Consider the following 15142-nt stretch of genomic DNA (forward strand, 5'->3'; position numbering starts at 1 on the left):
CCTTGGCCCGATCGGCAAGCGCCGATCTCGCCGTTTCGTCGAAGCCCACTCCCGTCATTTTCAAACGTCCCGCATTTGTTTGTTCGATTGCAGTTCCCGCACCGTGGCTGGAGTGGGAGGGCGGTCGCGATCGCGGCTTCCGGAAGTGACCACCGGAACAGCGATCGGGCCGCCCCTTCCCGGCCGGGATGGTAACGGCGCAAGACGCGTAATCGTGAATTCGAACGCATTGGTTCCACCGCTAGGATCGTGATGTTGCCATCTCGCGATGGTGAACAGACCCGCCCGCGGGTCACATCGCAACACCGATTTCATTCTCCATGAAACAATGGCTCACCGTCCGGATCGCGGCCGTCCTGCTCGTCGTCGCTGTTGGCGCGCTTGGCATCGCGCGTGCGGATTCCGACATGGATGCGCAGATCGGGGATATCGTCACGACGGAACTCGCGCCGACCGCGACTGCGGCCGACCCGGGCGGCCTCGCCGCGGCGGTCTATGCCGGCGGCCGGGTCGCCTTCTTCAACTACGGTTTCGCTGACGCAGCGGCGAAGCGACCGGTCACCCGGGACACGCTGTTCAACCTCGCCTCGTTGCGTAAGCTGTTCGAGGCGACGCTGGTCGCGCTCGGCACGGAGCGTGGTGAATTGCGGCTGGACGATCCCGTCACGAAATATCTGCCCGAGTTGCATGGCGACTACGTCAGCCGCATCACCATCGGCGAGCTCGTCAATCATACGTCAGGCCTGCTGCTGCCGACCGACCATCCGCCATGGCCGGTCGGCACCTTCAGCCGCGATCAGTTCATCGCGATGCTCAATGTATGGACTCCACCGGCGGGCGAACAGCCGGGCAAGCAGCGCATCTACAGCCATGCCGGCTATGTGCTGCTGCAACTGGTGCTGGAGCGGCGCTATGACATGCCAATCGCGACGTTGATCGGGAGCCGAATCCTCAAGCCGCTCGGCATGACGTCGACCTTCGTTCCGGACCGCAGCGAGGACGACCGTGCGACGATGGCGCCCGAGATGATGCGGCGTGTGGTTCAGGGCTACTCCCACGACGGCACGGCGATCGGTCAGCCCGGCAATCAGCAGCGCTATTATGATTTTCCGGGCACCGGCCAGATGTTCTCATCGGCGCGCGATCTCGGCATATTGCTGGGCGCCTGCCTCGACGGCGCGGTGATCGATCCCGAATTGCGCGCGGCCTTGCAGATGACCGAACATGAGAGCTTTCGCGTCGACGAAAAGTTCGGCCAGGCGATGGCGTGGGAGCATGTGCGGCTGGACGGCGTCACCGTGATCGACAAGCCGGGCGGTCTCAATAACGCCTCAGCCTATGTCGGGCTGGTGCCGGCGCGCAGGCTCGGCATCGTGCTGCTCGCCAATCGCGGCGACTATCCGCACGAGATCGCGCGCTACAGAATTTTGCCGGCGCTCGCGCGACTTTAGTCGGCGGACATGCCGGTCCAATGACATGGCCTGCGCAGCAGGGCAGGGGATGCATGCAAAAATCGCGATGGCGCGGAACCATGATCGGCTGTATAAGCCGGTAGCTTCTTCTCCATTTTGAAGAGGCTGATATGACCGATCTGTATCCTGATTTGCACAATTGGCTTTCGCAACAGCCCCACGGGTTGCGAACCTTCAGGACCTTCCAGCAAAAACTCGAGATCCTCAGCAGGGACGACCCGGAGCAGCGCGGCGTTTGCCGGTTGCTGAGCGGTCTCGTCGGCAATTACGTCGAAACTTTCGACGAGGAGCCGCTGCCCGTCGCAGTCGCCGACCGCGCCTATGGCCGGCTGCTCGATCTCGTCGCAAGCCTTGATCTCAAGGGAAATCCCGACCGGCGCCTGGCGGACATCAACCGCGTCGCGTCCTGCGATCTGCTGAATTGATCGCGGCGGCTTAGCGCCGCGTCGTCGCGAGCTCGCGATAGAGCGCGGCGTAGCGGCCGGCGCGATTGTGCCAGGAGACATCGGTGGCCATGCCGGCCTGTTGCAGCCGGCGCCAGGTCACCTTGTCGTTGAACAGCAGGTTCGCCTTGCGCAAGCCGTGGGCGAGCGCATCGGAAGTCACGGGTGCGAACTTGACGCCGGTCGGCGCATCGCCGGTGATCGCGACTTCGTCGAAGTCGAGCACGGTGTCGGCAAGGCCGCCGACATTGGCGACAACAGGAACCGCGCCGTAGCGCAGCGCGCACAGCTGGGTGAGGCCGCACGGCTCGAAGCGCGACGGCACCGCGAGCGCGTCGGCGCCGGCCTGGATCAGATGCGCCAGCGCCTCGTCGTAGCCGATCACGACCGCGATCCGTCCGGGATTTTCGTGCGCCAGCGCGGCGTAGCGATCCTGCAGGTCGCGGTCGCCGCTGCCGAGCAGCGCGAGCTGAATGCCTTCGCCGAGCAGCGTCGGGATGTTCTCCAGCAGCAGGTCGAGGCCCTTCTGCCATGACAGCCGGCTGATGACGCCGAGCAGCATCGCATCCGGCGCGGGATCAAGCCCGAAGCGCCGCTGCAGCGCCGCCTTGTTCACCGCGCGCTCCGCCGGCTGCGCGGCGCTGAAGCGCGCCGCGATGTCGGGATCGGTGGCCGGATTCCACACTGATATGTCGATGCCGTTGAGGATGCCGCTCAGCACGTCGGCGCGTTCGCGCAACAGGCCGCCGAGCCCCATGCCGCCCTCGTCGCTTTGAATCTCCCGCGCATAGGTCGGCGACACCGTGGTGATGCGGTCGGCGAATTGCAGGCCGGCCTTCAACAGGCTGATGGTGCCGTAATATTCGACGCCTTGCAGCGCGTAGGATTCGCCCGGCAGGCCGAACGCGGCAAGCATGTCCGGCGAGAACTGTCCTTGATAGGCGAGGTTGTGCACGGTCATCACCGTGCCCGGCCGCGGTTGCCCGGCGTAATGCAGGAGGGCCGGTGCGAGGCCCGCCTGCCAGTCATGCGCATGTACGATGTCGGGGACGAAGGAAGTGATCGCGCCCTGGCCGATCTCCGCTGCCATCCGCGACAGCGCGGCAAAGCGGATGCCGTTGTCCGGCCAGTCGCGTCCGTCGGGACCGACATAGGGATTGCCGGGGCGCGCATAGAGATGCGGCGCGTCGAGCGCGAACAGATCGAGGCCGTCACGCGCGCCGCCGAGCACGCGGATCGGCCCGCCGTAGAATTCCGGCCAGTGCAGCAGCGTCTCCGCCGAAGCCAGCGCCTTGAGCACGTCGGGATAGCCGGGCACCAGCGTTCGCGTCGTGACGCCATGCTGCTGCAGCGCCGCCGGCAGCGCGCCGACCACGTCGGCGAGGCCGCCGGTCTTGACGATCGGGTAGACTTCCGAAGCGACCGCGAGGACGCGCAGTTGCGTCATGTCTCGAGCCTGTCGATCATCGCCTGCGTGATCAGCGTAATCCCGTTCTCGGTGGTGCGGAAGCGCTTGCCGTCGAATGCGGGATCCTCGCCGACGACGAGCCCTTCCGGAATCCGCACGCCGCGATCGATCACGACGTTTCTGAGCCGCGCGCCGCGGCCGACATTCACATAGGGCATGATCACCGCACTCTCGACATTGGCGTAGGAATTGACGTGGACGCCGGTGAACAGCAGCGAGCGTCGCAGCGACGCGCCCGAGATGATGCAGGCGCCCGAGACCAGCGAGGTGACCGCCTGGCCGCGGCGGCCTTCCTCATCGTGGACGAACTTGGCTGGCGGTGTGATCTCGGCATAGGTCCAGATCGGCCACGAGCGATCGTAGAGGTCGAGCTCGGGCACCACGTCGGTGAGATCGATGTTGGCGCCCCAATAGGCGTCGACGGTGCCGGCATCGCGCCAGTAGGCGCGCGGATCGTCGCCGGAGCGGACGCAGGAATCGTTGAACTGATGCGCGATCGCGCGGCCGTGCTTGACGATATAGGGGATGATGTCCTTGCCGAAATCGTGCGCCGAGTTCGGGTCGGCGGCATCGCGGCGCAATTCGTCGAACAGGAATTCCGAATTGAAGACATAGATACCCATGCTGGCCAGCGACTTGTCGGGCTTGCCGGGCATCGGCGGCGGATCGGCCGGCTTCTCCAGGAACGACTGGATCAGGCCGGTCTCGTCGATATGCATGATGCCGAAGCCAGAGGATTCCGCGCGCGGCATCTCGAGGCAGCCGACCGTGACGTCGGCGCCGCTTTCGACATGCTGCTTCAGCATGATCTCGTAGTCCATCTTGTAGACATGGTCGCCGGCCAGCACCAGAATGTACTTGGTGCCGTGCGCCTCGATGATGTCGATGTTCTGATACACCGCATCCGCCGTGCCGACATACCACATCGTCTCGGAGACGCGCTGGCTTGCGGGCAGGATATCGAAACTCTCGTTCCGCTCAGGGCGGAAGAAGTTCCAGCCGCCCTGCAGATGCCGGATCAGGCTGTGCGCCTTGTACTGGGTCGCCACCGCGATGCGACGGATGCCGGAGTTCACCGCATTGGAGAGCGCGAAATCGATGATGCGGGACTTGCCGCCGAAATACACCGCCGGCTTGGCGCGCCTGTCGGTGAGCTCCTGAAGTCTGCTGCCGCGTCCGCCGGCCAGCACGAAAGCGAGGGCGTGACGCGACAATGGTTCATTTCCGACTGATCTCATGGTCATCCTCCCAGAACTTCAGGCTGGCCCCGCTGCCTTCTCTTGTCCGGAAGGCCTGATCGGGCGCCAACGGAGCCGATGGAACGTAGCAAGCGCGCCCCGGTTGGGCAAAGCGGGATGACAGACTTTCGTTCCCGCAACCCCTTCCCGTGAAGATCGGGGTTGCGGGCGGGTTAAGGCTATTGACGGCGCGCGATTTCGGCCTAGAGCAGGCTGCGCATGTCCCGCCCAAGGCCAGCATAAAGGCCAGCATCTCATGACAGTTTCTTCCATCACGCCCCAGAACATCCGTGCAACGCTTCTGCTGCGCCAGGAGATCGCGCTGCTTGACGTCAGGCACGAGGCGGAATTCGCCACCGGCCATCCGCTGTTTGCCGCCAACATGGCGGCGGACCGGATCGCGTTCGAAGCCGAACTGCGCTTGCCGCGCAAGGACGTGCCGATCGTGCTCTATGACAATGGCGAGGGCCTGGTCGCTGCCGCGGCTGCCGAGTTGCGCACCCTGGGCTACAGCAACGTCGCGGCGCTTGCCGGCGGCTTGCAGGGCTGGAAGGCGGCCGGTTACGAGGTGTTCGAGGACGTCAATTCCTACGCCAAGGCCTTTGGCGAGCTGGTCGAGTCGCGCAGGCACACGCCGTCACTCAGCGCCGATGAGGTCGCCGCGCTGATCTCGGACAAGGCCAACATTGCGATCCTCGACGTCCGCCGCTTCGACGAATATGCCACCATGAACATCCCGGGCTCGGTCAGCGTGCCCGGCGCCGAGCTGGTGCTGCGCGCCGGCGGCGCGGCGCCGGATCCCGACACCACCATCATCGTCAACTGCGCCGGCCGCACCCGCTCGATCATCGGCACGCAGTCGCTGATCAATGCCGGACTGCCCAACAAGGTGCGGGCGCTGCGCAACGGCACGATCGGCTGGACGCTGGCGAAGCACGATCTCGAGCACGGCGCCGGCAAGCGCGGCGGCATCGGTCCGTTCGAGGGCGCAGGCGACAATGCGCGCGACGTCGCCTATCGCGCCGGCGTCCGTCACATCGGGATCGATGAACTCGTCGCGCTGGACGAGGACGCGCACCGTACGCTGTATCGCTTCGACGTGCGCGATGCGGAGGAATACACGGCCGGTCATCTTGCCGGCTTCCGCCACTATGCCGGCGGCCAGCTGGTGCAGGAAATCGACATGGCCGCGCCCGTGCGCGGCGCGCGCATCGTGCTGACCGACGACAAGAACATCCGCGCCGACATGACGGCGTCCTGGCTCGCGCAGATGGGCTGGGAGGTCTGCGTGCTCGACGGCGGCTATGGCGGCCCGCTCGAAGTCGGGCCGCCGCGCGTCGTGCCGCGGCCCGATCCCGCGCACCGCTACCGGCGGCCCTATGAAGGCACGGGTGTCGCGGAAAAGGCCATGCAGGCCTATCTCGATTGGGAGTACGGCCTCGTCGACCAGCTTCGCCGCGACGGCACGCACGGGTTTTACGTGATCTAGCGCATGAAGGGGCGTGGCGCAGGAGGTTTCCGCATCCGTCATGCCCGGGCTTGGCCCGGGCATCCACGTCTTGGCTTCTGCAAAAGAAGACATGGATGGCCGGGACGAGCCCGGCCATGACGAGTCACGCGTTTACTTCGGCAGCGCGATCGGCGTCAGCTTGAACGGGCCGGGGTCTTTGCCCTTGTTGTCGCCGATCACATAGGACAGCTTGCCTTCGGCGACCCAGCCGACATCGCCGACCTGCGTCACCGAGACCGGTTCGGCGAGGCCATCCTTGATGGTGTCGATGGTGGCCTCGCTGCCCTTCACCGTGATCTTGTCGAGCTTGCCGTTGCCCTCAATCAGCAGAAAGCCGCCGCCATGGGCCCGCAGCGCGTCGGCGTGGTCGAGCGGCCGCGACGGCTTCAGCTCGGTCACGGCGCCGGCCTTGCCGTCCTTCATCTCGATCCTGAACAGCTTGGCCGGAATGAAGGTCGTGACGTAGAGATTGCCGTCGGCGCCGATCGCGATGCCGTCGAGCCCGACGCCGTCCTTGGCGGGCGCGAGCTGCGGATCGGTCGCGAACGTCGCCAGCGCCGTGCCGCCCGGCTTCAGGCTGTAGACGAACGGCGCAAAGGAATCGCTCACATAGGCGGTGCCGTCGGCACCGACCACGATGTCGTTGCAGAACGATTTCGGATCGCTCAAGGCAAAGCTGCCCTTCGGCGCGCCGCTCTTGAGATCGAAGGTTTTCAGCCAGGCGCCCTTGGTGTCGCTCGGCCCGGCCACGCCCATCGCGCTGATGTCGTTGGAACAGACATAGAGCGTGCCGCTCTTCTCGTCGGCGAGCACGCCGAGCGTCGAGCGGCTGTCGGCGGCGCCCGGCTTGACCAGTTGCTCGGCCTTGCCGCCCGAGATCTTGGTCACGCCGCCATGGTTGAAGCTGCCGACATAAAGCGTCCCGTCGGAGGTCGAGGTCACGCTCTCCGGAAAACTCTTGTCGGGAACGCCGACCGGAGCCGTTTCGGCGCGCGCCGCGCCGGCTATGCCAAGCGCAAGGACGATGGCCGAGGCGCTGGGTAGCGATGCGCGGCGGATCTTGAGCAGTTCTCCCGTTGCGCGCGGACGTCCCGCGTCGCCATTGTTCTTTATCATGATCGCGTTTCCTCAATGAACCTGGTTGGACCAGGCAGGATTTTCTTGGCGATCGTCTCCGGTCGATCTTTGTTGTCTGCAGGGTTCCCGACCGGATTGTTCACCCGCCTGCCTTGTCGTCTCGATATATACGATAGTATATAGCGTGAGGGAAGCAGCAGGAGGGAAGCTGCGACGGCTGGAGAGCGCGTCATGGAACGGGAATTGGCGTCACGCCACCAATGCGTGTGCTGCGGTGGCATGATCGAGGGGATCGTCGACGATGATGCGATCGGCCTCGATGTACGGATCGGCCTGTTTACGGATGAGTGCGGGTTCGTCTGCAACGAATGCACCGCAAGCCTGATCGCGGCCGCAGCACGGCGCAGGCAGGAAACGGGTCGCGGCAATAGACGAGGGTGACGGAACTCAGTCCGGGCTGAACGCGTCGTAGACCAGCTTGCGGAACGCGGGCGTGATGCGCTGGCGCTCGTTCTGGGTCTGCTCGAGCATGATGTAGATCATGTCGAGCTTCGGATCGACGCCGAAATAGGTGCCGCTGCCGCTGTCCCACTTCAACTCGCCGATCGAGCCCGGCGGCGGCGGTTTGGCGATGCCGGGATCGGTGCGCACGGCAATGCCATAGCCATAACCAAAGCCGTCGCCGGGGAAGTACCAGTAGTCGCGGCCGACGCCGGAGCCCGGCCCGATATGATCCGTCGTCATGGTCTTGAACGCGGCGGGGCTCAGATAGCGCTTGCCGTCGGGCTCGCCGCCATTGAGCAGCATCTGCGCGAAGCGTGCATAGTCGAGGATGGTCGAGACCAGGCCGCCGCCGCCGGATTCCCACTCCGGATGCGCGCGCCGGTCGTTCTCTCCTTCGATCAGGATCGTGTCCGAGGGCAGCGGCTCCGCCAGCCGTGTCCGTTCGGTCTCGGCGTCGAGCACGTATCTGGTGTCGTTCATCCCCAGGGGATCGAAGATGCGTTGCTTCTCGAACTGATAGAGCGTCTTGCCCGAGACGATCTCGATCACCCGGCCGAGCACGTCGGTGGAATGACCGTAACGCCACAGCGTGCCGGGCTGCCGCGACAGCGGCAGCTTGGCCAGCCGCGCCACGAATTCCTTGTTGTCGAATTTTCCGTCGAACAGGTGGCCTGCGCGGTAGATCTTCTGGATCCAGTCGGCGCCGATATATTCGTAGGTGATGCCCGAAGTGTGCCGCATGATATCTTCAATGGTCACTGGCCGGATCGGCGGCACCAGCTCAACCTTGGTCGGATCGTTTCCGCCGTCCGGTTCGATCGCGACCTTCATGTCGGCGAAGGCCGGGATGTATTTCGACAGCGGATCCTGCGGCGACAATTTGCCCTCGTCGACCAGCATCATCGCGGCGGTGTTGGTGATCGGCTTGGTCATCGAATGCAGCGCGAACATCGTGTCCGGCCGCATCGGCGATTTGGTCGTGACGTCGCGATATCCGAAGGTCTTCAGATAGACCGGCTTGCCGTGCTGCTGGATCAGGATGACCGCGCCCGGAATTTTTCCTGTCGCAACCTCGTTGTCAAAAAATGAGGTGATGCGTTCGAGTTTTTCCGGCACCGGGGCAGGGGCATCGGAGGCGCGCGCCGCGCCTGATATGACAACTGCAAGACAACCGATCGCGGTCACTGCCCCGCGAAGCGTCAGCACAGCACGGTGGACTGCCCGATCATATCCGCATGACATTGAAAAGCCTGCCCCTGCCTGATGCCCTGAGCGCAGAGTTTTAACGGCGTGCGCCCCCGCGCACCATAATCATTTTGGAGCGAGTTTATTCCCGGCGATCGCCGGAATTATACGATTTGGGTGGCGCCGACCGGCGTGCGCACCGCATTCGACAGCACCTGCAGCGCCTGGCTCAGTTCGGCGCGGTTGCGCGCGGCGCCCAGCGACACGCGCAGGCCGCGCGGCGCGGCTTCGCCCGCCGCAAAGGCGTCTTCGCCGACCACGGCGAGGCCGTTGCGCATCAGATGCGACAACAGGTCGGTGCCGTCGAAATGCTTCGGCAGCGGCATCCAGAGATGGTGGCTGGCCGGCCGCGCCGCGTAAGTGACGCCCTTGAGGAAGCGGGTCGCAAGCTGCTGGCGCGCCGCTGCCTCGTTGCGAATGGCGCGGATGATGTCGGCGGCGACGCCGGAACGCAGCCATTGCGTGACCAGCGCGACCATCAGCGATGGCGGCATCTGCATGGTGGCCTGCATGCCGGCGCGCATGCGCTGCTCGGCGCTCGCATCGGGCGCCAGGAGATAGGCGACGCGAAGGGCCGGCGCGATGCATTTTGCGATGCTCGCGGCGTAGTAGGTGCGCTCCGGAATCAGGGTTGCGATCGGCGCCATTTGCGGTTCGAGCGGCCCGTAGACGTCGTCCTCGATCAGGACGCAGCCGCGCTTGCTGATGATATCGGCGATCGCCTTGCGTCTGATCGCGCTCATCGTCGCCGTGGTCGGGTTTTGCTGTGTCGGCACCAGATAGACCGCCTTCGGCTTGTGCTTGCGGCAGACCTCATCGAGCGCTTCGGGCCGCGCGCCCTCGACGTCCATGGCGACGCCGACCAGGCGGACATCGAGCCGCGCCGCCGCGGCCTTGATGCCGGGAAACGTCAACGCCTCCGTCACCACGACATCGCCGGGCGATGTCAGCGCCAGCAGCGCGTTGAAGATGATCGCCTGCGAACCCGGATAGATCACGATGCGGTCGGCCGAGGCTTGCGGCACGCGCGGCGCGAGCCACGCAGCGCCGGCCTCGCGCTCCTCAGTGGTACCGCCGGGACGCGCATAGCCGAGATAGGCGGAGAACCCGGCCTCGGAGCGGATGGTCGCAAGTCCCTGCGCGATGCGCAGATCGAGGTTGGCTTCGACCGGCTGCGGCGGCAGGTTCATCGACAGGTCGATGTTGACGGGCGCAGGCAGGTCGGAGGCGGCGCGCGCGGTGGTCTCCGAGACGAACGTACCCTGGCCGACACGGGCGTCGAGCAGTCCGCGCCGCCGCGCCTCGCCATAGGCCCGCGTCACCGTGGTCAGATCGATATCGAGCGCCGAGGCCAGCGCGCGATGAGTCGGCAGCCGCTGGCCGCGCACCAGCCGGCCGCTCGCGATGTCGGCGGCCAGCGCATCGACGATGCGCAGGAACATCGGGCCGTGCCATTCCGAAACTGTAGGGATCCAATCCATGCAATCTGGCAATTTGTCTTTGATTGTAGGTGTTACACTTGCATATTGTATGGATGATCAGATCAGGTCAAGGACAACGGCCGAAGGAAAACGACGATGACCGAGACGGTTTCCCTGCCAAAGGCGATGTGGCGCGGCTTCACCATGAAGTGCCCGAACTGTGGGCGCGGCCATCTGTTCGGCCGCTTCCTCAAGGTCGCCGATCACTGTGAAGCGTGCGGTGAGGACTTCACCCCGCAGCGTGCGGACGATTTCCCGGCCTATCTCGTGATCGTCGTGGTCGGCCACGTCGTGGTGCCGGCGCTGCTCTGGCTCGAGATGAACTACGCGCCGCCGGCCTGGCTGCAACTCGCGATCTGGCTGCCGGTGACGTTGTTCAGCGCGCTCGCGCTGCTGCAGCCGACCAAGGGCGCGATCGTCGGCCTGCAGTGGCAGCTCGGGATGGAGGGATTTGCGGCGACGCGGCGTGCAGTGGCGCAGGCGCGGGTCGGACGGACACGCGAAGCCTGACGCAATCTCAGAATCGTAGCCCGGATGAGCGAAGCGACATCCGGGAACAGTTAGCCCCGCATATCGCTCCGCTCATGCGGGCTACACGCTGGGTCACGTCAGGATCGTAGCCCGGATCGAGCGAAGCGTAATCCGGGACCCTGTCGCCCGCATAACGAACCCCGGATTACGCTTCGCTTCATCCGGGCTACGAAGATCAAATCGGATGGTGATGGGGCCGGAACATCCGGCCTTTCTCGGTCACCAGCACCACGGCGAGCGCGGCCAACGTGCAGAGGAAGAAGCCGGTCGCGAACGGCAGCAGGGTGCCGTCGTAATCCTGGCCGATCGTGGTGCCGACGCCGATCCCGAGCAGGGTGGTGATGGTGCCGTAGAGCGAGGAGGCGGTGCCGGCGATCTTGCCCTGCGGCTCCATCGCGAGCGCGGTGAAATTCGCCATCATCAGCCCGAACGCGAACATCATCAGGCCCGACAGCACCATGAACAGCGGCAGCGACAGCGTGTCGGTCTTCACCGCTATGAACAGCGCGCCGGCGACCACGGCAAAGCCGGTCAGCGCGGCGTGCGAGATCACCCGCATGCCGATGCGGCCGACGATGCGCGAATTGAGGAATCCGGCGATCGCGACGCCGACCGCGCAGGCCGCGAAGGCAACCGGGAAGTAATGCCCGAGCTTGAAGATCTCGGTGAAGATCTGCTGCGACGAGAACACGAAGGCAAACAGCGAGCCCTGCACGCCGCCGGCGGCGAGCGCATAGCCGAGCGTCTGGCGATTGGTGATGGTCTGGCGGAACGCGGACAAGACCTCCGGGATCGCCAGCGACTTGCGCAGCTCCCTGGGCAGCGTCTCCGGCATCCGCATCGCACTCCAGGCCAGCGCGATCACGCCATAAATCATCAGCAGCGCGAAGATGCCGCGCCAATGCGTCAGCAGCATCACCGCCTGGCCGAATGACGGCGCGATCACCGGCACCGCGATGAACACCATCATCGCAAGCGACATCACGCTCGCCATCCGCCGTCCGGCGTAGCAGTCGCGCACGATCGAGGTCGCGATCACGCGGGTCGCCGCGGTGCCGAGCCCTTGCAGCGCGCGCGCCAGCAGCAGCGTCTCGAACGAGGGCGCCATGATCGCGAGCAGGCCGGCGATGGTGTAGACGGTCATGCCGCCGAGCAGCACCGGGCGGCGGCCGAAGCGGTCCGACAGCGGGCCCATCACGAACTGGCCGACCCCGAAGCCGACCAGGAAGATCGACAGCACCATCTGCGGGCGGTTGGCGTCGGCGATCTGGAACGCGGAGCGGATGTTCGGCAGCGCCGGCAGCATCATGTCCATCGCCAGCGGGTTCAGCGCCATGATCGAGGCGATGACGACGACGAATTCCGGAAAGCCCATCGGGCGGTGGCCTGAGGAAACCCAGGCATCAGCATTAATATCAGACACTTAGCAACCTCTTGGGAATCCTCACATCGTAGCGATCTTGTTGCGATGCACAATCGGCGTTTCGGGATGGCTGCCCGCCGATCGCGGTCGAGGTAGCGGGGTCGGGAACCGGGGCCCAAGGCACAATCCGTCGAGTATCGTTGCGACTGCAACTATTTTGCTCGTGCGGCGCGGAAAGCTCTGCTATCCCGGCTCCAGCATCCGTGCGGGCAGGCGCATTGCCGCCGACCGCGCCCGCGCGGCCAAGAACAGATTCAAGAACGGGTTTTGGGGAGGCGACATGTCCATCGAAATGTCCGCGCGCTCGCGCGGCGCTGAACTGTCGGATGAGGAGCGCAAGGTCCTCACCGCGACGCTCGTCGGCACCACCATCGAGTGGTACGACTTCTTCGTCTACGCCCAGGCGGCGGGCCTGGTGTTCGGCGCGCTGTTCTTCGCACCGATGAACGCGAACAATCCGCTGCTGGCGCAGATCGTGTCGTTCGCGACGCTCGGCCTGTCATTCCTGTTCCGCCCGTTAGGAGCCATCGTCTGCGGCCATCTCGGCGACCGCTTCGGGCGCAAGAACATGCTCGTCGTCACGCTGCTGTTGATGGGGGCGGCGACCGCGCTGGTCGGCCTGCTGCCGACCTACGCGCAGATCGGCGCCTGGGCGCCGGCGCTCCTCATTCTCCTGCGCATCCTGCAAGGCTTCTCGGCCGGCGGCGAGTGGGGCGGTGCGGCGCTGATGTCGGTGGAATCGGCGCCCGTCGACAAGCGCAGCTTCTTCGGCTCGTTCCCGCAGATCGGCACGCCGCTCGGCATGATCCTGGCGACCGGCGTGCTGTGGGTGCTGACCGCGACGCTCGGCAAGCAGGCGATGATCGAGTGGGGCTGGCGGATTCCGTTCCTGCTGTCGATCGTGCTGATCGTCGTCGGCATCGTGATCCGCCGCACCGTCGAGGAATCGCCGGTGTTCCAGGCGATGCAGCGGCGGCACAAGGAATCCTCCGCGCCGCTCCGCGACCTGATGCGCAACCACAGCAAGGAGATTTTGCGCACCGCGCTGATCTTCATGGCCAACAATGCGGCCGGCTACATCCTGATCGCGTTCATCATCAGCTACGGCGCCAACACGCTGAAGATGCCGTCGGAGCAGCTGCTGCTGATCGGCACGCTCGCGGCCGTGAGCTGGTTCATCTTCACGCTGCTCGGCGGCATCCTCGGCGACAAAATAGGCCGCGTGCGCTGCTTCCAGATCGGCTACTCCCTGATGGTGCTGTGGGCGGTGCCGATGTGGTTTTTGATCGACAGCAAGAACCTCTTGCTGTTCTTCGTCAGCGCCGTCGGGCTCACCATTGCGCTCGGCCTGTCCTACGGCCCGCAGGCGGCGCTCTATGCCGAGCTGTTTCCGGCCAAGGTGCGCTATTCCGGCGTCTCGATCGGCTATGCGCTCGGCGCCATTTTCGGCGGCGCCTTCGCGCCGATGATCGCGCAGTGGATCATCGGCACCTACGGCCAGTCCTGGCGCGTCGGCGTCTACATCGCGGTGCTGTCGCTGATCTCGCTGATCACGGTGTCGACGATCAGGGACCCGCAAGGCGTCGATCTGAACGTGCACGACGCAGGAGCGTAGGCGCGGCACGGCGGATGAGCCGCAAGGCGTCATCCGCCGCGGTTCCTGTGTCGCGGTGGATTACGCTTCCGCTGGCAGCACCGCAGTGTCGGGCCCGGTCATTCAGATGCGGGCGCCGCGGTTGTAGCTGTCGACGAGTTGATTGTAGTCGCGCATCAACCGTGCCGGCGATCCTTCCACCATCCAGCCGGCTCCGGCGTTGCTCAGCATCATCTTCTCGCCGGAGCTGTAAGGCACCTTGTCGCGAACGCGGCGCATGAGCTGCTTCGCCGTGGTGAGGAATGATTTGGCGCTGCCGATGAACATTGAGCCGAGCTTGGCGTCGCCGTCCTTGCCCGAGGCCTCGTCCATTGCCTTCACCGCGGCCTCATACTCGTTGAGCGCCTGGGTTATCGCGTTGAGGTCGGGCTTGTCGGCCTGCTGCGCGCGAAGCACGCGTTTGGCCTGGATCATCAGGGCCTCGACATAGTAGTGCGACTTACGGCCTTCGCTGGCCTCGATCGCGGCCAGCTGCTCGGCGGCGCGCTTGTCATTGATGGCCTCGACGCCGGCGCGCAGCGCCTTGTCGGCGCCGGCAAACGCATCCCAGGCCGCGACCAGGCGCGGATGCAGCGCCTTGCCCTTGGCCATCTTGTCGTCCTTGTAATTTTCCTGGGTGTAGTAGTCGTCCGCCTCCTTCAACAGCGGCTCAAGCGTGGTGACGGCCGCAACATACGCGTTCGCGGCCGCCTCAAGCTCGGCGTCGTGCGGGTCCGCTGCATTGGCAGCCGCGACGCTCGTCTTGCAGTCGGACGTGTCGTAGATCGTGTAGGTTCCGTAGATGATCCGCTCCTTGCCGGTGGGACCATTCTTGGCGGCCCAGGAAAAGTAGCGTTCGCGGGATTCGTACGAGCGCGCCGAGAGACGGTTGATGCACCCGACATAGGCGTTCAGCTTGTGCGTCAGTTGCGCGGAGGAGGCGCTCGCCGACGACGTAGGCGGGGCCTGTTGGGCGGCTGCAGGTGCGAGGAAAGCAACGATGGCGGCCATCGCAAGGAAAGGGGTATTTCGCATCAGCAGTTGCCCTCGTCTCGGCCGGAAGTTGGCCGCCTCAGCCTGGAAAGCTTATGTGACGTCAGAAGGTGGCGTCACACGA

General features: G+C 65.2%; 13 protein-coding genes. 6 read left to right on the top strand and 7 right to left on the bottom strand.

The window, feature by feature from the left end:
- The first annotated feature begins 320 nt into the window (after nucleotides 1-320).
- Nucleotides 321-1451, top strand: coding sequence for a serine hydrolase (locus XI02_RS12795; RefSeq protein WP_244980739.1), 1131 nt, complete (start codon nucleotides 321-323; stop codon nucleotides 1449-1451).
- 131 nt (nucleotides 1452-1582) lie between these two features.
- Nucleotides 1583-1897, top strand: coding sequence for a hypothetical protein (locus tag XI02_RS12800; protein ID WP_016846273.1), 315 nt, complete (start codon nucleotides 1583-1585; stop codon nucleotides 1895-1897).
- A 10-nt stretch (nucleotides 1898-1907) separates the two neighbouring features.
- Here the strand turns inward: XI02_RS12800 and glgA are convergent, their stop codons facing one another.
- A complete protein-coding gene (glgA, locus tag XI02_RS12805; RefSeq protein WP_172648433.1) occupies nucleotides 1908-3362 on the bottom strand; it encodes a glycogen synthase GlgA in 1455 nt (484 codons plus the stop codon).
- Nucleotides 3359-4621, bottom strand: coding sequence for a glucose-1-phosphate adenylyltransferase (glgC, locus tag XI02_RS12810; RefSeq protein ID WP_172648432.1), 1263 nt, complete (start codon nucleotides 4619-4621; stop codon nucleotides 3359-3361). The genes glgA and glgC overlap by 4 nt, the downstream gene beginning before the upstream one ends.
- Before the next feature lie 256 nt (nucleotides 4622-4877).
- Between glgC and XI02_RS12815 the strand changes: the two genes are divergently transcribed.
- Complete coding sequence (locus XI02_RS12815) at nucleotides 4878-6110, top strand: rhodanese-like domain-containing protein (protein WP_069279375.1); 1233 nt, start codon at nucleotides 4878-4880, stop codon at nucleotides 6108-6110.
- A 132-nt stretch (nucleotides 6111-6242) separates the two neighbouring features.
- On the opposite strand, the gene XI02_RS12820 is transcribed toward XI02_RS12815, so the two are convergent.
- The gene (locus XI02_RS12820) at nucleotides 6243-7247 is read right to left on the bottom strand and encodes a hypothetical protein (RefSeq protein ID WP_172648431.1); all 1005 of its coding nucleotides are present in this window, start codon (nucleotides 7245-7247) and stop codon (nucleotides 6243-6245) included.
- A 192-nt stretch (nucleotides 7248-7439) separates the two neighbouring features.
- Between XI02_RS12820 and XI02_RS12825 the strand changes: the two genes are divergently transcribed.
- The gene (locus tag XI02_RS12825) at nucleotides 7440-7649 is read left to right on the top strand and encodes a hypothetical protein (RefSeq protein WP_172645843.1); all 210 of its coding nucleotides are present in this window, start codon (nucleotides 7440-7442) and stop codon (nucleotides 7647-7649) included.
- A gap of 6 nt (nucleotides 7650-7655) precedes the next feature.
- On the opposite strand, the gene XI02_RS12830 is transcribed toward XI02_RS12825, so the two are convergent.
- Both XI02_RS12830 and XI02_RS12835 read right to left on the bottom strand, forming a co-directional pair.
- A complete protein-coding gene (locus tag XI02_RS12830) occupies nucleotides 7656-8954 on the bottom strand; it encodes a serine hydrolase (RefSeq protein ID WP_245164047.1) in 1299 nt (432 codons plus the stop codon).
- A 107-nt stretch (nucleotides 8955-9061) separates the two neighbouring features.
- Entirely contained in the window at nucleotides 9062-10438 is a 1377-nt protein-coding gene (locus XI02_RS12835; RefSeq protein ID WP_172648430.1) for a PLP-dependent aminotransferase family protein, read from the bottom strand.
- 96 nt (nucleotides 10439-10534) lie between these two features.
- Between XI02_RS12835 and XI02_RS12840 the strand changes: the two genes are divergently transcribed.
- A complete protein-coding gene (locus XI02_RS12840; protein WP_172648429.1) occupies nucleotides 10535-10948 on the top strand; it encodes a DUF983 domain-containing protein in 414 nt (137 codons plus the stop codon).
- A gap of 196 nt (nucleotides 10949-11144) precedes the next feature.
- Here the strand turns inward: XI02_RS12840 and XI02_RS12845 are convergent, their stop codons facing one another.
- Nucleotides 11145-12344, bottom strand: coding sequence for a multidrug effflux MFS transporter (locus XI02_RS12845; RefSeq protein ID WP_245164520.1), 1200 nt, complete (start codon nucleotides 12342-12344; stop codon nucleotides 11145-11147).
- A 328-nt stretch (nucleotides 12345-12672) separates the two neighbouring features.
- Here XI02_RS12845 and XI02_RS12850 point away from each other — a divergent pair, with 328 nt between their 5' ends.
- Nucleotides 12673-14007 (top strand): MFS transporter, encoded by a 1335-nt coding sequence (locus XI02_RS12850; protein WP_172648427.1) that lies wholly within the window; start codon nucleotides 12673-12675, stop codon nucleotides 14005-14007.
- 102 nt (nucleotides 14008-14109) lie between these two features.
- Here XI02_RS12850 and XI02_RS12855 read toward each other — a convergent pair whose 3' ends face one another.
- Nucleotides 14110-15060 carry a YiiG family protein gene (locus tag XI02_RS12855; protein ID WP_244980737.1) on the bottom strand — a complete coding sequence of 317 codons (951 nt, stop codon included), beginning with the start codon at nucleotides 15058-15060 and terminating at the stop codon, nucleotides 14110-14112.
- Nucleotides 15061-15142: the final 82 nt, after the last annotated feature.

The organism is Bradyrhizobium sp. CCBAU 21365 (genome assembly GCF_015291305.1).
Taxonomy (GTDB): domain Bacteria; phylum Pseudomonadota; class Alphaproteobacteria; order Rhizobiales; family Xanthobacteraceae; genus Bradyrhizobium; species Bradyrhizobium elkanii.